At 68.8% G+C, this 20730-nt stretch carries 8 protein-coding genes and 6 pseudogenes; 4 read left to right on the forward strand and 10 right to left on the reverse strand.

Annotated features, from left to right (window positions below; genetic code table 11):
• Positions 1-83 (forward strand): annotated as a pseudogene (locus tag ACZ6AQ_RS23245) (IS5/IS1182 family transposase); the annotation flags it as partial.
• A 72-nt stretch (positions 84-155) separates the two neighbouring features.
• On the opposite strand, the gene ACZ6AQ_RS23250 reads toward ACZ6AQ_RS23245, so the two are convergent.
• Positions 156-323 (reverse strand): hypothetical protein, encoded by a 168-nt coding sequence (locus ACZ6AQ_RS23250; RefSeq protein ID WP_468761919.1) that lies wholly within the window; start codon positions 321-323, stop codon positions 156-158.
• An 87-nt stretch (positions 324-410) separates the two neighbouring features.
• Here ACZ6AQ_RS23250 and ACZ6AQ_RS23255 point away from each other — a divergent pair, with 87 nt between their 5' ends.
• Positions 411-773 carry a hypothetical protein gene (locus ACZ6AQ_RS23255; protein ID WP_468761921.1) on the forward strand — a complete coding sequence of 121 codons (363 nt, stop codon included), beginning with the start codon at positions 411-413 and terminating at the stop codon, positions 771-773.
• Here ACZ6AQ_RS23255 and ACZ6AQ_RS23260 read toward each other — a convergent pair.
• A pseudogene (locus tag ACZ6AQ_RS23260) lies at positions 751-1497 on the reverse strand (transposase). The gene ACZ6AQ_RS23255 and the pseudogene ACZ6AQ_RS23260 sit on opposite strands and share 23 nt — an antisense overlap.
• Positions 1498-1613: 116 nt before the next feature.
• Positions 1614-1832: a hypothetical protein gene (locus ACZ6AQ_RS23265; protein WP_468761923.1), complete on the reverse strand. Its 219-nt coding sequence runs from the start codon at positions 1830-1832 to the stop codon at positions 1614-1616.
• 243 nt (positions 1833-2075) lie between these two features.
• On the opposite strand from ACZ6AQ_RS23265, the pseudogene ACZ6AQ_RS23270 reads away from it, so the two are divergent.
• Positions 2076-2704 (forward strand): annotated as a pseudogene (locus tag ACZ6AQ_RS23270) (helix-turn-helix domain-containing protein); the annotation flags it as partial.
• A 94-nt stretch (positions 2705-2798) separates the two neighbouring features.
• On the opposite strand, the gene ACZ6AQ_RS23275 reads toward ACZ6AQ_RS23270, so the two are convergent.
• Positions 2799-6710 (reverse strand): polymorphic toxin-type HINT domain-containing protein, encoded by a 3912-nt coding sequence (locus ACZ6AQ_RS23275; RefSeq protein ID WP_468761924.1) that lies wholly within the window; start codon positions 6708-6710, stop codon positions 2799-2801.
• Positions 6711-7252: 542 nt separating this feature from the next.
• On the opposite strand from ACZ6AQ_RS23275, the gene ACZ6AQ_RS23280 reads away from it, so the two are divergent.
• Positions 7253-9154, forward strand: coding sequence for an FG-GAP-like repeat-containing protein (locus ACZ6AQ_RS23280; protein ID WP_468761926.1), 1902 nt, complete (start codon positions 7253-7255; stop codon positions 9152-9154).
• 601 nt (positions 9155-9755) lie between these two features.
• On the opposite strand, the pseudogene ACZ6AQ_RS23285 reads toward ACZ6AQ_RS23280, so the two are convergent.
• From ACZ6AQ_RS23285 to ACZ6AQ_RS23310, 6 genes and pseudogenes are all read right to left on the reverse strand, one after another.
• Positions 9756-10471, reverse strand: a pseudogene (locus tag ACZ6AQ_RS23285) (transposase).
• Positions 10468-11275, reverse strand: a pseudogene (locus tag ACZ6AQ_RS23290) (transposase family protein). Before ACZ6AQ_RS23290 ends, ACZ6AQ_RS23285 begins: the two co-directional pseudogenes overlap by 4 nt.
• A gap of 80 nt (positions 11276-11355) precedes the next feature.
• A pseudogene (locus ACZ6AQ_RS23295) lies at positions 11356-12142 on the reverse strand (transposase family protein); the annotation flags it as partial.
• Between the two features lie 426 nt (positions 12143-12568).
• The gene (locus tag ACZ6AQ_RS23300; protein ID WP_468761928.1) at positions 12569-13483 is read right to left on the reverse strand and encodes a pirin family protein; all 915 of its coding nucleotides are present in this window, start codon (positions 13481-13483) and stop codon (positions 12569-12571) included.
• A gap of 168 nt (positions 13484-13651) precedes the next feature.
• Positions 13652-18448, reverse strand: coding sequence for a DNA repair ATPase (locus ACZ6AQ_RS23305; RefSeq protein ID WP_468761930.1), 4797 nt, complete (start codon positions 18446-18448; stop codon positions 13652-13654).
• Between the two features lie 97 nt (positions 18449-18545).
• Positions 18546-20588, reverse strand: a complete 2043-nt coding sequence (locus tag ACZ6AQ_RS23310; protein WP_468761932.1) for a flotillin family protein — start codon at positions 20586-20588, stop codon at positions 18546-18548.
• Between the last annotated feature and the right edge of the window lie 142 nt (positions 20589-20730).

The raw sequence follows: 20730 nt of genomic DNA on the forward strand, positions 1-20730 counted from the left end.
GCATCTTCCGCAAAGCCCGCTGCAGCCCCAACCGGATGACCGCCATCGCCGCAGCCATCCTCACTCTGGAGCGTCAACGCTGAAAAAGCTCACTGCCCGGCGGCTCCACCGGTGGGTGACCGTCCGGCGTCGCCCCCGCAGGGAGGGGCGGCAGCTCAGCGCGCTCGCCCGCGCGGCTTCAGCGGGGTGGTGGGCAGTGCCGGAACAGGCAGGGGGGCGCCGTCGTAGCCGTGCACCTCGCCGAACCACGAGCCGCTCTCCCAGCCGTTCCGCGCCCGCACGATCTCGTCACCGGACCGGGCGACGACGTTCCACCACAGCACGGGTTTACCGTTTTCTCCCAGCTCAGGGGCTTGATCGACCATCCGGGGCCAGCAAGAGGTCAGCAAGGCGCCCGGGAGTAGACAAACATGGCCACCATCAACCTCGTCCGCGGCATGGGAAGCTTCTTCAAGGAGTGCGAGCACACCGGGAGCCGGTGGCCGAGGTGTCCGCACGAGTACAAGATCCGCTACCGCAACGCGGCCGGACAGCAGGCCGAGGAATCCGGCTTCTCCACCCAGGAAAAGGCCAAGGCCCGCCTCGCCGAGGTGTACCAGGCCCGGAAGAACAACCCGCAGAATCAGCGCAAGGCCGAACGCATCCAGAAGTACGGACCGATGCGGTTCGAGCAGTACGTCACCGAGTGGAAGGCCGGCCGGCGCGACCTCAGCGCCGGCTCCCTGCGACACCTCGACTCACCAAGGGTCTTCAGCATCGTCTCTCGAGGGTGAGGACAGCCTTGGTGATTGACGTGAGCCGGTTGGGCCTGATCCGTGCTTTGCGGAAGATCCGCCAGGCCTTGAGACGGGCAAAGGCCCGCTCGACGGGGAAGCAGGGCCAGGCATGTGCTCGTTTGACGGCTACCTGCCTGGTGGTGAGGTCTTGCGAGGTGGCGCTTGAACGGGGCCTGAAAGGTTTCACCGGCGTCGGCGTAGGCATTGTCGGCGAGGACGGGGATCCACAGTCGTCCACAGATGGTGATGATGCGGTGGGTGCGAGCAGCGGTGATGTCGACCGTGCGACCAGGGCGCGGGGGAGTACAAGAGCAACTGGCCCGCGGGGTCGGTGACGGCCTGGATGTTCACGCCGTGCCGCCGAGCCTTGCCTGAGTAGTCCTTTTCATGGTCGCCAACCCGGTCGCACCCGGCGATGGTGCCGTCCACCAGGACCGTACTCGGGGCGAGCTCGGCGCAGTGCCCGAGTCAGCGAGGGTGCTCTCGCGGCGAGGAGTTTGCTCACGCTCTGTACGTAGGTGTGGGCGGTACCTTCGCTGATCCGGAAGCCCGCGGCGAGCTTCGCGTAGGTGGCGTGCTCGCGCAGGTGGACCAGGGCGATGATGGCACGTTGCGAGAGCCGCAGCTTGCACCGACGGTCGCCCTCACGGGTGACGATCAACATCGTGACCCACTCCACGATCGCATGCGGCAGGTCGAGTGCGGCAGGATAGATGACCAACGAGGCCTCCGGTCGCAGCGGTTGAGACGTCAGACATCTCGAACCACTGACCGAAGGCCCCGACTGCCCTCCACCCCTGGCCGTCACCCGATCGGTGACCACTCCCAAAATACTTATTAATGGCTCTCCCTGGCGCCATCAATTTCTGCAGCCAGCACAGCCATCGCGTAGAGGTGAGAGAAGTACTTCGTCGCGTACTCGTCGTCACTTATAGTCGGCAGCACTTCCGCAAGGATCCGGGTACGGGCCGCCAAGACATCGCGACGCCAGTCATCCAAGGGCCCGTCAATGGCCGATGCGATACAACCAGAAACCATTGTATCCATCATCGCCATGCAGTGGCCTCCGGGATCACGAGTGGTAAACCCGGGAGGGAACGGCCAGGGCCCGTACTCGGCGTACAGGCGTGACAGTCTCTCTAGTTTCGTTTCCATCATGCCTTCTATTCTGCCTCATGGGCGCGATGAAATCGAATGGCACCCTAGGACTCGGTTAAGCGTCCCTACCGACTTCAGATCCGCCAGAGACACGGGAGTAAAGCTTTTTGCAGAAGTATCTGACCCGGATATTTTTTCTCTATGAGTGGGGTTTTGAAGGCTGAGCCGTTATGGATTGAGACGTTCACGGGTCTGAGGATGCGACAGTTCGAACGTCCACTGAAGGTCGTGCGGGGACGGTACTGGCGGTGGCCGACCATGGTGCCTGCCGCTCGTGGGCCGGGTCCTACTGGTGGCCGTCTACTACCGCACGAACCTCACCCTGCGGCAGCTCGCTCCGCTGTGCGAAGTCTCGCCGACGACGGCGCGCCGAGTCATCCAGCGGCTGCGTCCGCCGCCGGCGATCGAGCCAGCCACTCGCCCCGACGACGCAGTCGAGCGGCTGTGGATCGTGGACGGAACCACCGCGGACGCGAAGGGCTGGCGGGACTCCGGCCTGACTACCATCTGCGAGGGCGCGACCGTGCTGGGGGACGGTGCGTACATCAACACCAGCCTACTGGTCCCGCACCGCAAACGCTCCAACCGGGCCTTGCTGCCGGGCGAGAAGGAGGACAACGCCGAGCACCGGCGGATGCGGGCCCGTGCCGAGCATGCCTTCGCCCGGATGAAGCGCAACAACATCCTCTGAAGACTGCCGACAGCATGGCAGCGAACTCCACCACGCAGTCCAGGCCGTCGCCCACATACACAACCTCGCCCTCGCCTCATGGCCAGGCCAGGCCAGCACCGAACCCGGCTCTGACCTGCCTGGGACACGACTTCCTGTAACACTTTTTAGGTCGCGAGCCACTTAAGAAATGGCTACTTATACCAGAAGGTCAAGATCTTTCCGTCGGGACTCACCCAACCCCCTGGACCGCCGCCCGGGGCAGTACTCGTGTACTTCTTGGCGTATTGACCCGGTCCCCATTTTTCGCCGACTACGTTGTACCCTCGCCCTCCGGGGTTTGACGCCAGCCACTCCCGCGAGTCCCTCAAGTACTGTTCGGGCGTTTTCCCATAGGGAACGCCGTGCTTTTCGTAGTGCTTCTTGAAGGTCGTTGCGGTATCCGGATGAGTTCCACGATGCCAGTACTCATCAAGTTCCTTCGGGCAAATGGCATTGTGCACCAGGACTGGCGAATTGCCTGCCAGGACGAAATACGTATGAAGTTCCGCGACTGTCAGGTTGTATGCCGGCTGGAGCTTCTTCCAGCGCACCACGTGGGTGATCTCTGCAGAGCGGCCTTCTGCAGTCTGCAGGGTGTCACCAACCGCAAGCTTTCCCGCATCCGTCCAGCGCTGCTCTTTCTTGTTCCAGAAAGGGTGGTGGTCGGTAGCCGAAAGCACGTCCTGCTTGCCGGTTCCGCGGAGGGTGATTCCTGTGAAGTCCCGGTCGTCTGGAGTGTAGATGGTGTCGAGGACCCGGCGGGGGCTCATCTTCCCCGTGGCGGGATCGGCAGACTGCACCAGGTCCCCGGTGCTGACGCGCTCGATGGAAAGGGTTGATCCGTCCGCCATGAGCACACGCGTTCCCGCAGGAAAGCTGTGCTTTGGACTGCATGGATTCTTCCTGAAGAGGTTCCCGATTGTCTCGAAGATCCCACCGATTTCATCACCGTACTTCCCCGACCATCGCATGGCCTTGCCCCCTACGGCAGCCCAGCCTGCGAATGGGATCATGGATGCACAGGAGAGTACGGCATCCTTCCATGCATCTTTTTCGCCTATGCCGTACTTGTCGGCGAGATTGGATTCCACTGTATAGGCAATGCAGTTGGCCGCGTCGGCTGGCTCACCGATAACGGGGACCAAGCCGAGCATATCCAGTTTGAGCTGAATAAAATCTTTGAGGCTCATACCTGGCGGAATATCATTGCCAATGAGGCCCTGGAGCAAGGTGAGCAGTTCAGAAGATCCACCTGCTTCGGCTTCCAGCGTGAGCGCGGTTTCGTGCTCAGCCAGTCTCTTGTTAAGGAGCGCCTGCTGCTCTGCGGTGTAGCGCTCTGTCTGGTAGCGGACGACAGTCGAGCGGTGTTTGACGTAGGCGTCGGCAGCGCTTTGTCCGGCGTTGAGGGCGGACTGGCGTGCTTGTTCGGCTGCTTGGAAGGCGCTTGCGGCGTAACCCTGAGCGGCGCCGTAGCTGGCTTCGGCGGATATGGCCGCGTTCCTAGCCTTACGGGCGCTGCTGGCCGCCTGGGCCTCGGCCTTTCGCGCGGTAGCGGCGGAATTAGCTGCAGAGCGGGCCGAGGCTTCGGCACGGGTGGCAGCTTCTAGGGCTCGGTTGGCATGGTTGGCGGCCTCGTTGGCGTACTCGGTGGCCTTTTGAGCGTGGCCAGTTGCGGTGTCCGCGTGGCCTTGTGCGGTTTCGGCCGCCGCCGCAGCGTCGTAAGCGGACTTGTAGGCCCGGGCAGCGGTTTCGGCAGCCTTGGCGATGATGCCCTGGATCTGCTCAATGTGGGCAACGTTGAGTTGGTCGCGCCGGATGGCCTTGTGCTGGCCTGAGGTGATGAAGGTGATCAGGTGGGTGTCGGGGCTGGCGAGGGCGACTTCGGCCGCTGTCTTGAGTTCGGGGGTCCCGCCTTCGGCGAGTCGGGCTGCTTCGACACGATAATCCTCGAGCCGGGCCTGGTGCTGTCCCTGGGTGAGGAAGGCGTCGAGGGCCTTGGGGTCGGGGTCGTTCAGGGCTGCTTGGGCGGCTTCCTTGACCCCTACTCCGCCAGCTTCGGCGAGGCGGGCGACTTCGATGCGGTTGTCGGGTGCTGCGGCCTGGTACTGGCCGGCCTCGAAGAAGGCATGGGCCTGGGCGGGAGTGCCTGAGAGTGCCTGGGTGGCTGCGATCCGGACGTCTTCGTAGGGAGACTGTTCGGCGAGGACGTTGATAGCTTCTCGTTCGTCCTCCTCCTCGGCCTGCTTCCAACTGGTGCGGGCGTAGGCGATGACGGCGTCGTCATCCCCTGTGAGGGCTGCTTCGGCGGCGGCGCGGCTCCAGGGGCCGCGGATCTGCAGTGCCACCATTGCCATCTTGCGGCCGGCTGCGGCCACGTGGGCAGGGTCGGCGTCCGGGTTGGCAGCCTGGGTGGCGAGGGCGTCGAAGCCTGCCTGGAGATTGAGGGCTTCTGCCTTGGCCCTGGTGATCTCTGCCTTGGTAGCGTCGACGGCTTCCTTGGCGTCGCGGGCTTCGTTGACCAGCAAAGCGGTGCGGGTGGTGATCTCCTGGGCCTCGCCCTTGCGGGTGGTGTCCTGGATTTGCTGCGCCTTGGTGACCGCGGCAGCAGCCGTATGGGCTGCCTGCATTGCTTCGCCGGCGTTGATCTTTGCCTGGTTGGCCGCCGCTTGGGCGTCACCGGCGTGTTCGTTGGCCTTGCGCGCCGCTTCTGCGGCTTTGCGTGCGTGGGAGGCGGAGGAAAACGCGGCGTCGCGAGCTTCGATCGCGGCGTTGACGGCGTCATCGGCATAGCTTTGCGCTGCCAGGGAAGCACGCCGTGCCTCGGCAGCGTGGCGCTGTGCCGCAGCGGCAGCGGCCTTGGCCTGCCCGGCGTGGCCGCCGGCCTGGGCCGCGTGGCCTGCGGCTTCGTTGGCGCTCGCCGCGGCCGCATTCATGTCGTCAATGGCAGCGAGGGACGCGGTCAGCGCCTCTTTTGCGGCTGTGGCGGTCTTCACCATCGCGGTGAGGGTGTTGGCGATCTTCTCCGCATCCGTGGCAGTCTGCAGAGCGTCAGCGGCTGCCTGCTCGTTGACCTTGCCTGACGCTGCTGCTGCCCAGGCGTTACTGGCGGCCTGAGAGGCGCGCTGGGCTGCGGCGGAAGCATTGGCGGCGGCGATGATTGCTGTTTGTGCGGCAGCATTGGCGGCGCGAGCTGCCGAGATGGCGCTCTTCGCGGCCTCAGCCGCACGGCGGGAGGACTCGGCCGCACGGCGGGCTGCGTCCTCGGCCTTGTCGGCGTCGTTCTTCGCCAGGCGGGTTTCGTTGGCGGCGATGGCCGCTTCCGTCTTCGCCAGACTGGCGGCGGTCTTGGCCTTCTTAGCCTGCTCTTCGGCGTTCGACTTGGCTTTGTCGGCTGCTTTGGCAGCGTCGGTGGTCTGTTTGGCCAGGTCGCTAACGCTGGCGTATTCCTTGTCCTGGGCGCGGGCGATGTGCTGCCCGTAGGCGAGGAAATCGCGTATCTCGCCGATACCCGCGCTCAGCGCGGCAGCAGCAGCCCGCTTGGTAGCGGGACCTCCGGTCATCTCGATCTGTGTGACGCGGACCCGGGCGTCGTCGTCCCGCTGCTTGTGCTGGCCTTCGTTCAGGAAGGCGCGGACATCGTCGATGGTTCCGTTCATCGCCGCGTCGCCAGCCTCGCGGACGCCGGCCCCACCGGCTTCGGTGGCGCGTGCTGCGGCCACCCGCTGGTCGTCCTCCAGGGGCCGCCGCCAGCCGTCCTTCATGAACGTGGCTAGGTCTTGCGGGGTCCCTCTAAGGGCATTGGCCGCGGCCTCGCTCACTCCGGGTCCCGCCTCGGTGACGAGCGTGAGGGCAGCTTCTCTCAGGTCAAGGTCTTCCGCTGCTTTTTGGCCCTCGCTCAGGTACTGCCCGATCTGCTCGTCGGTGCCCGTGAGGGCTGCCTCGGCCGAGGCTCTGGTTGCCGGGCCTCCCAGCTTCCAGGACTGCAGCACCCGTCCGCGGTCGGAGAGCGGCGGGGTGGAGGGGTCTTCAGCACCGGCCGGGGCCGCTGAGATGAGTGTGGCCAAAAGAGTCAGGGGCAGCAGGCCCCGGGCTGATCTTCCAACCAGTCGCCATCCGCTTCCTTGAAGCCGGTGGCCTATACGTTGACGCACTGTCTTGGATTCCCTCGATGGTCTGGGTGTCCTAGGGGCCCGTGTGGGCTCCTAGGAGCAGTAAGCGGCTCGTTTCACAACGGATGCATGTCAAGCCAGCCTGCCGCCTTCTGTGATTCGGCATCTCTAGGTTGAAGGCGGCAGACCTGATCCAGGTCCTCAAACCCGGCATGGCCTCATCATGATCCACACAGCAGATCCATGCGAAGCGCACAGGGTTGTACACCTGCAGCCAGTAGTTACCCCATCGTGACCTGCGGCTTTGCCAGTTTGGCCCCAAGCATTATTGATGCGCCCGCAAGCCGATCTTGGGGCTATATTGCTCGGTGGCCCCCAGGCGATCACGCCTGCCGTGTCCCGTGGCCGGTCACTCTTTTGCTCCTGAACCTCCTGCACCCGCAGGAGATCCGTCCTGGAAAGCGAAAACAGCAGTGCGTATACGCAGAACGATGCCTGTGACGGCTGTCGTGGTAGCCGTCACCATGGGGATTCCCACCCCGCTGGCCGCTGCAGTCGGCGAGACACCGGCCGACACCAGCCCCCCGACCACAGTCGAGGACGGCTCCTACCCCAACCGAGCCGACATTCTCGCGCTGACCGGCGCGGACCTGATCTCCGGCGACGGCAACATCACCTTCATCCCCTGTTCAGAACCCCACCAGATCAAGGTCTGGGCGCGGAACTTGCCGACCGACGAGTCACGGATCTGCTTCACGGCCGCCAACACCGGCGTCCTGAACGTCAGCATCCCTCGCGCCTACCGGATCGAGACCGACGATCGGGACATCAAGGCCAGCGTCTCCATAGACGGCACTACCGAGAACCTGATCATCGCCCGGGACACCTCGAAGGGTTTCGGCGAAGCCGACCCTGCCGACCCCCAACAGGCTGTCCTTCTGAAGCTGCAGGTCACCGGCACCAGCACCCCGGTCACCCCGCCGCCCACCGAAAACAATCCCTACGCGTTCGTCGGAAAGCTCCGCATCGGAGAGACTGGCGCTTGCACCGCAGTCCTCGTCGCCCCCCAGTGGGCCCTGACCGGAGCCAGTTGCTTCACCGCCGCCGGCATCCCCACGAGCGGCAAGCCCACTGTCGCCACCACCATCACCGTCGGCCGCACCGACCTGAACCAGACCGCTACCGGTGCCACCCGGACCGCGGCACAACTCATCCCGCACTCCAGCCGCGACCTGGTCCTGGTGAAGCTCAATGCCGGCGTGGCCGGCGTGAAGCCGGTAACCCTGGCTTCCAACCCCGTGACCACCGACCAAAGCGTCCAGGTGGCCGGTTTCGGCCGCACAAAGACCGAATGGGTTCCCAGCAAGCTGCACACCGCCTCGTTCACCGCCTCTGGTGACACCTCGGCAGACGTGACCCTGATCGCCACCGATGAGGCCGTCATCTGCCAGGGCGACGCCGGCGGACCCGTCCTGCGCACCAACGGCACCACGACAGAGCTGGTCGCCGTGACCAGCAGGTCCTGGCAGGGCGGCTGTCTAGGTACCGACCGCGCCGAGACCCGGACAGGAGCTGTCGCCACTCGCACCGACGATGTGAAGTCCTGGATCACAAGTACGACGTTCGCGCGTCCGGGCGACATGAACGGTGACAACAAGCCCGACTTGGTAGCGACCGACAACGACGGCAAGCTGTGGCTGTACCCCGGCACCGGCACCGGCGCACTCGGCACCAGGATCATGATCGGCACCGGCTCCTGGGGTGGCACCTCTGTGACTCACCGCGGTGACTGGACCGGTGACGGCATGGAGGACATCGTCGCCGTCGTCGGCGGGGAACTGCGCGTCTACCCCAACCGCGGTGATGGCACTCTCGGCGCCTCGGTCAAGATCGGCACCATGCCCGCTGCCGCCCGGATCGTCAGCGTGGGGGACATCAACCTCGACGAACAGCCCGACCTCGTCGCCGCCTATGACGACAAGCTGTACCGCTACATGGGCACCAGCGCTCCCACGCCGGCCGTCTCCGCCCCCGTCATGATCGGCACCGGGAGCTGGAATCCGATGACCATCACTGCCCCCGGTGACGCCGACAAGGACGGTCGGGTCGACCTGTTGGTCCGCGATACCCGTGACGGTGCCTTGCGCCTCTACCGCGGGCAGGCCAACGGAACCTTTGGCAACTGGTCCCAGTACGGAAGCGGATACACCACGGCCTTCCGGCCCCTGATCGCCGGCGCTGCCGACGCCAACCAGGACGGCGTCGCCGACATGTGGACCACCGCCGGTGACGGCACCCTGAAGTTCTACAAGGGCTCCACCTCCGTCAACGGCCCCGTCGACGGCCCGAGCATCGAGGTCGGCACCGGCAGCTGGAACACCATCCAGGCCATCAGCTGACAAACCCGCCATTCTTCAATTGCATGCAGGTCGGCGGCGGTCAGGAGCCTTGCGTCGAGCCCTCGCCTGTTGAGGTTCGCCCACAGTTCCTGGCCGCCCCGATCAGAGGTGCTGTCAAATCGCGGATGTTGCCGGGGGACCAGCCTGTGTCCTACATCCTGGACTCACCGGTGCACGGGGCAAAGGCAAATAGGAGCTGCTCGGTTTCTTTGTGCGGTGCTTGACGTCCCCTCCAGTGGCAGCAAAGCCGGAGTACACCGAGCGGTAAGGGAGAGCATCGAACCCAGGAGAGGAGCGGGTCTGTGATGCTGTTGGATGCCGACGGCGTACGTTCCGCTGTCAGCGGTGCAGACCAGCCCCGGCCCGTCGCCTCAATGACGCCGGTGGAAGGGCCGGTGGTCCCGGACACTCGTACCGGTCTGATCGCTTGCCCAACGGAAGCTCACCTCCCGCACTGCGGACGACGGTGGGAAGTCCAAGAGACTGCCCAGCAGGAACCCCATCATGTCTCCTGCTCCTCGGGCAGGACCCATCTGCCGACTGCGGCATGGAGGTACGGTGTGGATCTTTCCTGAACACCCTGGGGAACCGATGAGCTTTTTCAGCGTTGCTGCTCCAGGGTGAGGACGGCTTTGACGATTGGTGTCATGCGGTTCGGGCTGCAGTGGGCTCTGCGGAAGATCCGAGAGGGCTTCAGGCGGGCGACACCTCGTTCGACCGGTGCCCGTGCCGCGACCAGGGCCCGGTTGACGGTCTTCTCGGTGGAGCTGAGGTCTTGCAAGGGTCTGCGTTTGATGCCCGCGGTCAGCCAAGGGCCGCCGCCTTGGTAGGCAAGATCCGTCAGGATGGGAACGCCCTGGCGCTCGCAGATCCGGATGCTCCGGTGAGCGCGGGCGGCAGTCAGGTCATGGAGGCGGCCGGGCAGGACGGGCGAGAGCCACAGCAGCCAGCCGCCGGGGTCGGTGACCACCTGCACGTTCACACTATGGCGCCGGCGCTTATGGGAATAGGCGGCATGGCCGTCACCGACCCGGTCGCATTCGGCGATAGTGCCGTCGAGCAGGACGAAGTGGGTTCGTATTCGCGCAGTGTCTTCAGCAGGCCCGGCGCACGCTCGGCGAGCAGGTCCACGACTGCGTTCGTGTAGGCGTGGGCGGTGGACTCGCTAATCCCGAAGTCGACGGCGATCCTCGCGAAAGTGGTGTACTCGCGCAGGTACACCAGTGCCACCATCGCGCGCTGGGGCGGACGGAGCTTGCAACGACGGTCACCCTCACGGGTGATGATCAGCATGGTGACCCACTGAACCTCTTTCATCCTGAATAGTTGCAGGTCAGTAGCGTGTGGACGGCTTGGACGATGGTGCTGATGCGTCGGGTGGAGCATCGGGCTCGCCGTAGCAGTCTCCAGGCTTTCAACTGGGCGAAGGCGCGTTCTCCGGGGGGCTCTGAGTCGGGCGTGGTCGCGGTTGAACTGCTGGTAGCGCTCGGGCTGTTTGCGGTGGTGGTAGTAGGGGGTGCGGACGGTGGCGCCGGCGCCCTGGTAGGCGCGGTCGGCGAGGACGAGGATTTGCCGGGTGAGGCAGGCCTGGACGATGCCGTGGGCCCGGGCCGCGGTCAGGTCGTGGGTCCGGCCCGGCGTCGCGCGGGAGAACCAGAGTGGTGTGCCATCGGGCCGGACAATGACCTGCACGTTCATGCCGTGCTTGCGGTGTTTCATCGAGTAGTACGGCTCGTCCGCACCGATCCGGTCGATGGGGATCAGGGTGCCGTCAACGATGACGTGGTCGCCTTCACCGAGGCCGGTGAGGGCTTCATGGAGACCGGGCGCCCAGCCGGCCAGGACGTCCAGGGTCTCGTCGACACACCGCCAGGCGGTGGCCTGCGATATCCCGAAACCTGCTCCGAGCTGCGAGAACGTCTCGTTCTTACGGAGATGGACGAGGGCCAGCAGTGCCTGCTTGAAGCAGTCGAGCTTGCGCCGGCGTGTGTTGCGGGCCCGGCGGTGCTCGTGCAGCAGCCAGGCGACATGCTCGACCAGCTCGTAGGGGACGTCGAGCGTGGCAGGATACGGAACCAACAGGGTCCCTTCGGTCGCCGGTGTGATGAGTGAGATCACCACGCCAACGACGAGGGGCCCTGCCTCGTCACCACACCCGCTGACCAGCCCATTTCACCCTCCAGCACAGGATGAAAGGGGCTCAGTAACGTGTGAATGGCTTGGATGATGGTGCTGATACGGCGGGTGGAACATCTGGCTCGGGGGAGTAGTCGCCAGGACTTCAGCTGCGCGAAGGCGCGTTCGCCGGGGGCTCGGAGTCTGGCGTGGTCGTAGTTGAACTCCTGGTATTGCGGAGGCTGTCCGCGGTGGTGTCAGTACGGGGTGCGGAAGGCGGCGCAGGCACCCTGGTAGGCGCGTCCGAGAGGACGAGGATCTGTCGGGTGAGGCAGGCCCGGACAACGGCTGTGGGCCCGGGCCGCGGTCAGACCATGGGTGCGTCCGGGTGTCGCGCGTAAGAACCACAGCGGTGTGCCGTCGGGCCGGGCAATGACCTGAACGTTCATCCCGTGTTTGCAGTGCTTCATCGGACAGTACGGCTCGTCCACACGGATGCGGTCGATGGGGATCAGAGTGCCGTCGACGATGACGTAGTCGCCTTCACCGAGGTCGACGAGCGCTTCGTAGAGACCGGGCGCCCAGCAGGCCAGGATGTTCAGGGTCTCGTCGACGTAGCGCCAGGCGGTGGCCTGCGATATCCCGAAACCCGCTCCGAGCTGCGGGAACGTCTCGTTCTTCCGCAGATGGACCAGCGTGAGGAGAGCCTGTTGGAAGAAGCCGAGCTTGCGCCATCGGGTGTTCCGAGCCTGACGGTGCTCGTGGAGCAGCCAGGACACATGTTCAACCAGCTCATACGGGGCATCGAGCATGGCAGGATACGGAAACCCTCAGGGCCCTTTCGGTCGCCGGTGTGACGAGTGGAATCACCACGCCGACGACGAGGGGCCCTGTCTCGTCACCACACCTGCCGACCAGCCCTTTTCACCCTCCAGCACAGGATGAAAGAGGTTCAATGAGGCCGTCACACACGGAACTAACGAAAAGATCAGTAACGATCGACACTGCCCCGGAGCGCAGGCCAGGCATGCCGGATCGCCCGCACCACCATCGAACGAAGGAGAGCCGACTCCCGCACGACACGCCTGACGCGCCGTCAGGAAAGTCGGCAAAAGGTCAGCATCGATCCGGTCGAACCTTGTCACGAACATCCGAAGACGCGACTCGCCGCCCTCCCCCCGGACCCGGCGGACGCCCGCCCCCGAACCCAGGCCAGGCCAGGCCAGGCAGCGGATCGGAGGTCCCGGCACGGCGGCCACCGGTGACCGCACCGCCGCCCCATCCCCGCATTTCCCCAGGTCAGTGCGCTCGCCCGCGCGGCTTCAGCGGGGTGGTGGGCAGGGCCGGGGCGGGCAGGGGGGCGCCGTCGTAGCCGTGCACCTCGCCGAACCGCGAGCCCTTCTCCCAGTCGTTGCGCGCCTGCGCGATCTCCTCACCGGATCGGGCGACGAAGTTCCACCACATGACGATCTCCTCCCCGAACGGCGGGCCGCCCAGCAGGACCGCGCGGGCGGGGGTGTCCGAGAGGTTGGCCAGGGTCAGCGCGTCGGTTCCGGGGGCCGCGTAGCCCAGTTCGGCGGGGCTCAGGAGCGTTTCGGCGAGGCGGACCTCCCCCTGGTCGACGAGCAGGCCGTGTTCGAAGGCGGGGTCCACGGGGAGGACGACGGACGCGCCCGGGTCGAGGACGAGTTCGGCGCCGAGGAGGGGGGTGAAGGTCCGCACCGGGGAGGTCTCGCCGGCCAGCGAGCCGAGGAAGACCCTGAGGTCCGCCCCGTCCAGGCGGACGGTCCCGGGGACGTGGTGCTGGAAGTCCCGGGCGGTGTTCCGGTGCTCCGCCGGGAGGGCCACCCACAGCTGCACGCCGTGCAGAAGCGTGGTGCGGGCGGTGGAGACCTCCGAGTGGCTGATGCCGTGGCCGCTCGTCATGAGGTTCAGTTCGCCGGGGCGCACGAGCGCGTGGCTGCCCAGGCTGTCGCGGTGTTCGATCTCGCCGCTGAACAGCCAGCTCACGGTCTGCAGGCCCGTGTGCGGGTGCGGGGCCACGTCCATGCCGCCGGACTCCGCGACGTCGTCGGGGCCGTAGTGGTCGGCGAAGCACCAGGCTCCGATGAGGGTCCGGGAGCGCTGCGGGAGCGTACGCCGTACGGTCATCGCCCGGGGGCCGCCCAGCGGGACGTCCCGCGCGGACAGCACCTCGACCTTCACCTGACTCATTCGCGACCCTTCCGAAAGCATGTAGTTCTATTTTAAACAACTAGGAATCATGATAGCCCTCGCGCCCGTACCGCGCGCGGCGCCCGCCACCGGGTGACGCTCCCGGGCAAGCATCCCGTACGCGGGACCCGCCGGAGGCGCCGGGCGCCTCGTACCGGTGCGCGTCCGTCACCCGCGGTGGCCGCCGCGGGTGGGCCCGGCCGCCCGGTCGATCGCCGCCCCGACGGCGGTGACGCGGTCGGCCAGCAGGCCGAGCGCGGCGACCGCGCGGGCGAGGGGGTCGTCCCCGGAGCCGCCGAGCGCGCGGGCCCGGGTGTACGCGGCGGTCACCTCGGCCCAGCGCGCGGCCTGTTCCGGGGTGAGGGTGCCGCGCAGTTCGGCGAGGCGGAGGAGGTTCGCCTCGGCCTCGGTGGTGAGGGTGCGGGCCTCGGCGGTGTAGTGGTCGTCGATCACGGCGGCGAGTTCGGCGTCGTTCATGGCGGGCGAGATCCGGGCCGCGATCCTGTTCATGGTGCGGTACGAGCCCTGGAGCCGGAACGGCGGCGCCGTGCGGGACGCGTCGGACCGGGCGGCGGAGGCGATGTACTCCTCGTTGACGGCGAGGACCGTCTCGCGGACCGTGAGGAGCCGCCCGAGGACCGCGAGGATCCGCTCCAGCTCGGCCGGGGCGTACGGGTGGGCGAGCCGGTCCCGGCGGGCGGCCGGGTCCCCGGCCGCGAGGCGCACCAGCAGTTCCAGGTCGGCGCGGTCACGGCCGGCGAGCGGGGCGAGGACCGGGTGGGAGGTGAGGGCGTTCTCCACGAAGCTGAACGCGAAGGCGTCCTCCTTCCCGGCGAGCACGTCGCCGAGGTTCCACACGTCGGCCCGGTTGGCGAGCATGTCCGGCACGCGGAAGGCGTCCCCGGACCCGGTGTACGGGTTGCCGGCCATGCAGACGGCGAAGCGCTTGCCGCGCAGGTCGTGTCCGTTCAGGGTGCGGGTGGCGTCGCAGAGCGGGATGAACTTCTCCAGGAACTCCGGCGAGGTGTGCTGGATGTCGTCCACGTACAGCAGGACGTTGTGGGCGGCGGTCAGCGCGAAGTCGATCTTCTCCAGCTCCCGGCGGGCGGTGGCGTCGGGCGCCTCGGCGGGGTCGAGCGAGGTCGTCCGCCGCCCCAGGGCCGGTCCGTCGGCCTTGACGAGGAGCAGGCCGAGGCGGTCCGCGACGTACTCGATCAGGGTGGTCTTGCCGTAGCCGGGCGGGGAGAGGAGGAGCAGCAGACCGTGGGAGCCGCCGTGCCCGGCGTCCCCGGCGGTGCCGAGCTGCCCGGCGAGGTTGTCGCCGAGGAGCGGCAGGTAGACCTCGTCCACGAGCCGGTTGCGGACGAAGGAGGACATGACCCGGGGGCGGTACTCGTCCACGCGGAGCCGCGCGCGTTCGGCCGCCACCAGCTCCGCCGCGCGCTTCCGGTGGGCGCGGAAGGCGGGCACCTCGACGGTGGCGAACTCCCGTGTCCTGGTGAGGAACTCGTCGAGCCGCACGTCGAGCGCGCGGTCGCGGACGCGGGGGTGGGTGCCCAGGAGCCCGGTGACCGTCGCGGTGACGGGGGCGGTGGCCCCGTACCGGTCGAGCCCGGGGCAGAGTTCGACGGCGACGGCCTCGGCGAGCACTCCCCCGTCGGGCCTCCCCCCGGCGGCCGACGCGTAGGAGGTGAGCCACGCCTCGACCAGCCGGCGCCGCGCGCCCGGGTCCGCGAGGCCCGTGAGGGCGTCGTCGTACGCGGAACCGTCCACGGCGCGGCGGAACCCGTCGAGCAGGGTCCGGGCCTCGGCGGAGAGGACGAAGCCCGGGGGCCCGGAGGCCAGTTCCTCGACCAGGTACGCGGCGGCGGTCGCGTCCCCGGTCCTCCCGGCCAGTTCCCGGCGCAGTCCTTCGACGGCGGCTTCGGCGCCGAAGAGTTCGCGGGCCCGGGTGAGCGAGACCGCCTGCCGCGTCCACTGCTCGCGGGCGTCCGCGTCGGCGCCGTCCCAGAAGATCTGGGCCGCCGCCCGCGCCCGTGCCGGGTGGCGCAGCGGTCCGGCCCCCTCGTACAGGCCGAGGAGCGTCTCCAGGATCGCCGCCGCGTCGTGGTCGTGGACCCCCCGCTCGTACCCCTCGTCGTAGGCGGCCTCGGCGGCCTTCCGCGCGAGTCCGGGCAGGTCGGCGCCGGCCAGGCCGCTCGCGCCGTGCTCCGCGAGGAGGCGTGCGGCCAGGTACTCGGCCCGGTAGACAGCGGGCGACTCGGAGGGCAGCGTCCGGTCCCGGAACGGGTGGGCCGCGGCGAAGTCCGGGTCGGTGACGGGCACGCGGTAGTCGGTCCCGGTGAGGGCGAGGGCGAGCGTGTCCCCGTACGGGACGAGGGCCGGCTCGAAGGGCTGCCGGTTGACGGCGAACCGGTGCCGGCCGAGGCGGAGGGTGTCGCCGCCGTCGGAGAACAGCTCGGTGCGGTCGCGGAGCGCCCGTCCGGCCTCCTGGCGGGCGGCGGCGAGCCGGCCCTCCAGCTCCTCGGCCCGTGCCCGGTCGTCGAGTGCGCGCAGTTCGGCGGCGGTGCGCCGGACCCTGGTGACCATGGGGTCGGAGGCGAAGTACGTGTGCACCTCGTCCGGGTCGGCCAGGGTCGCGGTCCGGCGGGCGATCGTCTCCAGGACGCGGCCCGCCGATCCGGCGAGGCGGTCCGCGCGGCGGGCGCGGGCGTCCTGGAGGGACTGCTTGCGGGCGGTGAAGGCGGTGTGGATCTCGGCGCGCCGCTCCGCGAGGCCGGCGAGGAAGCCGTCGTGCTCGGCGAAGCGGGACTCCAGGTTCTCCAGCCGGAGGAGCAGCGGGCCGAGCTGGTCGTCGCAGTGGCCGGGGGTGTCGGCGGCGGCGAGGGCTCCCGTGACGGCCTGGTCGAGCAGGGCGCACTCGGCGGCGAACTCCGCCCGCCCCTCCCGGTCGAGGAGTTCGGAGCGGCGGGCGGTGAGGACGGCGCGGGCGCGGTTCAGGGCGCCCAGGACGTCCGCGAGCCGGCCGAGGATCGCGGTGCGGGCGGTGGCGTCGCCGGTGTCGAGGCCGGCGACGGTCTCGCCGAGGGCGCGCAGGCCGGCGGTCCGCTCGTCGATCAGGTCGCCGAGCGGGCCCGTCTCCGCGACGGTGGCGGCCTGCGCGGCCTCGGCGGCGAGCCGTTCCGCCTCGGCGTGCTGCCCGGCGAAGGCGTCCTCGCCCCGGAGGAAGGCCACGGCCCGCCGGCCCGCCGAGGCGATGGCGGACCCGACCTCCTCCGCGAGGGCGTCGACGGCGTCCGTGTCGGCGTACCGCATCTCCTTCACGGTCACCAGGTGGCCCTGCGCCCGGCGGAGTTCGGTGATCCGGGAGATCCACTCCCCGGCCGTGGCGGGGGCTTCGCCCCGGACGCGCCGGACGAGCCGGGCGGCCCGCTCGCGCGTCTCGGCGAGGGCGTCGGCGGCCTGCCGGGTGAGGGCGGTGACGGTGGCGAACTCGTCGAGGACCTGGGCGGCGGTGTCCCGGAGCCCGGTCAGCGGGGTGCGCAGGTCCCCGGTCTCCGGGTCCCCCAGCCAGTGGTGGGCGTCGGCGGCCCGCTCGCAGGCGGCGACGAGCGCCTCGTACACCTCGCCGGCGGGGGCGGAGCCGGTGGCCTGCCGGGCGATCGACAGGCAGGCGGAGATGCCCCGGACGAGGTCCGCGTTGCCGATGCGGGCCAGCGGGCCGTCGTTCGCGGGCGCCGCGTGCGTGTCGGAGACGTACGGCGTCGTCCACACCTGCACGGGGTGGACCCGGCCCGGTTCGCCGGTGCCGCCGCGCAGGACGACCATCGTCCCGTCGTCGAGCAGCGCGTGTCCCCGGCAGACGAGCGGGGCGGCGGTCTCCTTGCGGATCAGGTTGTACGGCAGGAGGAGGCCGCGCCCCTCGGCCTCGGCGTGGAAGGCGAAGAGGAGGTCCTCGCCGTTGGGCGAGCGGACCACCCGGTCGAGGGCGAGGCCGGAGGTGTCGGTGTCGAAGGTCTTCACGGCACCGGAGGCCAGGCAGTAGCCGCCGGGGAAGACGACGCCCTCGTCGTCGGGCAGCCGCAGGCACGCCTGCCCGATGCCGTCGAGCCGGACGACGCTCCCGGTCAGCGCGTTGAAGACGAGGTGGCGAGTGGCCTCCTCCTTGTACGGGCGGACGCGGACCAGGGTCAGGGCCCCGACGGCGGCGTGGGCGACCTCGGCGTCGGCCAGCGACTGCAGCGGTTCGTCGACCGGCTCCGTGTGGACGCCCTCGGCGGTCTCGGGGTCGTTCTCCGTCTTGACGGTCAGCGTCCCGCCGGTCGTGGAGACGTACAGCCGGCCGCCGAGCGAGAGGTGGGCGTGCCGGCCGGGGACGTGGTCGTCGCGCGTCGTCGCCACCCAGTCGAGGTCGTGGGACGGGGGGAGGACGTGGTCGCGCTCGCCCCGGGCGTCGAGGAACCGCGTCCCGCCGGACGGGTCTACGGCCCAGCGCAGGACCCGCAGGTCGTCGGCCTTCTCACCGGTGCGGAAGACGGCGAGGATCCGGTCCTCCACGCGCCGCAGCCGCAGCAGCCGGGTGCCCCGGAAGTAGCGGTGCAGCGCGGAGAACTCCCGTACGAAACCGGGGTCGTCCAGGAGACCGGGGACCGCGTGCGCGGGCAGGGGGTTCAGGGAGCGGTCGTACAGGGTGAGGACGTCGGCGACGGACGGCTCGGTGTCGCCCGTCGCGGCCGTGTGACCGCCGAACAGCAGGACCCCGTCCCCGACGGCGACGACGTCGAGGAGGACGCCGGCGCGTTCGGTGCGGATCCGGCCGGTACCGGTGAGGGCGAGGCCGCCGGAGCCGAAGGCGGTGGTACGGGCGGTGTTGAGCGCCTCGGCGCGCCGGGCCAGTTCGCCGGCCTGTGCGGTGAGGCGGTCGCGCAGCACCGCGTAGGCGTCCCGGTCGATTCCGGTGCTCATCCCTGTGCTCCCTTGTACTGTGGTGACTGCGGGTCCGGTGCCGGCCACTCCCCCGTTCGCCGGCACCGGACCCGTTCCGACCGCACCCCCGCGGCGGTCAGTTCCCGGCCGCGCCGTTCGGCGCGGCGGCCCCGGCCGGCGCGGGCAGGTACCCGTCGAGCGCGCCGGACCTCATGAGCTTCGTGAGCAGCGCCGAGACACTGAGGTCCCGCACGTCGGAGCCGGAGAGCGAGCCGAGCACGTTCGTCAGGTCCTCGCTGAAGGGCCGCGAGCCGTCCAGCCAGGGTCCGGCGAGGGCCTGCGCGGTCCGCGAGTGGTCGACGAAGCCGTCGACGGACCTGCCGAACGAGACGGACTGCACGAGCCGGTCGAGGAAGACGGACTCGCCCCCGACGATGTCGATGTCGGCGTTCTCCAGACCGGTGGCGAGCACGGTGGCCTGGGCCTCCGCGACCCGGCGCTGCACGTCGAGACCGGCGAGGCGGATCTCCTTCTCGGCCTCCAGGCGCAGGCGGTACTCCTCGTGCGCGCGGGACGCCTCGTCGAGCGCGGCCATCGCCGCCGCCTTCTCGGTCAGGCCGGCGGCCTCGGCCTTCAGCTTCTCGCCGATCGCGGTGGCCTCGGCGAGGGCCTTCTGCCGGGCGCCCTCGGCCTCGGCGAGCGCCTTCTCGCGGACGCCCGCCGCCTCGGCGCGCAGCCGGGCCTCCGTGGCCTCCGCCTCCGCGCGGCCGGCCTTCTCGATGACGTCGGCCTCCTCGTTCCGGACCCGCACGGCCGCGAGCCCCTCGGCCGCCGCCTCGGCCTGGACGCCCTCGGCGAGGCGGATCTTGGCGCGGGCGTCCATGTCGGCGGCCTTGTTGCGGGCCTCGGCCAGGGTCAGCTCCTCGGCGGCCCGGTGCACGGCGGCCTGTTCGGCGGCCTCCGCCGCCTTGATGTCCTTGACGAGGCGTTCCTGGGCCTCCGCCTCCGCGGCGATGACGACGGCCTGCCGGGTGCGCTCGGCCTCCTCGACCGTCCGCAGCCGCTTGATCGACTCCTCCTGTTCGGCGACCGTGCGGTCCACGGCGATCCGCTCGCGGATCACCTCCGCGATGTCCCGGCGCTCCGCCTCGACCTCCTTCTCGGCGGAGATGCGGGTCAGTTCGGTCTCCCGGTCCCGGGCGATGACCTCCAGGAGGCGGTCCTTCTCGATCCGCTCGTTCTCGACGGCGATGACCCGCTCGCGGTTCTTCTGCGCGACGGCGACCTCGCGGGCCTGGTTCTCGCGCTGGATGCCGAGCTGTTCCTCGGTCCTGAGGAAGGCGCTCTGCGCCCGCAGCCGCTCCTCCTCCACCACCCGGGCCGTCTCGGCCTCCTCGCGGGCCCGCGCGGTGTCGATCTCGCGCTTCTGCTTGATCTCGGCGTCGGCCCGGCGGCGCTCCAGCTCCAGGATGGCCTCGCGGGCGTCGACGTCCTGCCGGGTGATCTCCTTCTCCTCGTGCCGGCGGAACTCGTTGGTGCGCACGTTCTCGACGGCGGTCAGCTCGGTGATCTTGCGGATGCCCTGGGCGTCGAGGATGTTGCCGGGGTCGAGCTGGCTGAGCGGGGTCTGCTCCAGGTAGTCGATCGCCGCGTCCTCCAGGCTGTAGCCGTTGAGGTCGATGCCGATGATCTCGATGATCCGGAAGCGCAGTTCCTCGCGCTTGGTGTAGAGGTCGGTGAAGTCGAGCTGCTTGCCGACGGTCTTGAGCGCCTCGGAGAACTTGGCGTTGAACAGCTCCTGCAGGGTCTCCTTGTCGCTGGCGCGGGCGGTGCCGATGGCCTGGGCGACCTTGATGACGTCCTCGACCGTCTTGTTGACCCGCACGAAGAACGAGATCCGGATGTCGGCGCGGATGTTGTCCCGGCAGATCAGGCCGTCCCGTCCGGTCCGGGAGATCTCGATCGTCTTCACCGAGATGTCCATGACCTCGGCCTTGTGCAGCACGGGCAGGACCACCTGCCCGGTGAAGGTGACGTCGACCTTCCGCATCTTCGAGACGATCAGCGCCTTGCCCTGTTCCACCTTGCGGAACAGCCGGCTGATCACGAGGAGGAGGACGAGGGCGACGAGCAGGACAGCGGCGACGAGCACGCCGATGCCCGTGGTGATGGCATCCATGGGAGACCCCTGTGTCTGAGGAAGGGGGGAGAGCGGTGGTGGGCGCGGGCCGGGCGGCGCGTACCGGTGCGGGTGCGGAGCCGGGCGGCCGGCGGGGCCGTGCCCTCCGTGGCGTCACCATGGCACGGACACCGACTTGTTC

This window comes from Streptomyces sp. NPDC041191 (assembly GCF_055591945.1).

What these genes read in the sequence shown, in the direction of transcription:
- ACZ6AQ_RS23305 (WP_468761930.1), bottom strand. Translation starts at nt 18,448, where the DNA reads ATGAGCACCGGAATCGACCGGGACGCCTACGCGGTGCTGCGCGACCGC.
- ACZ6AQ_RS23255 (WP_468761921.1), top strand. Translation starts at nt 411, where the DNA reads ATGGCCACCATCAACCTCGTCCGCGGCATGGGAAGCTTCTTCAAGGAG.
- ACZ6AQ_RS23300 (WP_468761928.1), bottom strand. Translation starts at nt 13,483, where the DNA reads ATGAGTCAGGTGAAGGTCGAGGTGCTGTCCGCGCGGGACGTCCCGCTG.
- ACZ6AQ_RS23265 (WP_468761923.1), bottom strand. Translation starts at nt 1,832, where the DNA reads ATGGCGATGATGGATACAATGGTTTCTGGTTGTATCGCATCGGCCATT.
- ACZ6AQ_RS23310 (WP_468761932.1), bottom strand. Translation starts at nt 20,588, where the DNA reads ATGGATGCCATCACCACGGGCATCGGCGTGCTCGTCGCCGCTGTCCTG.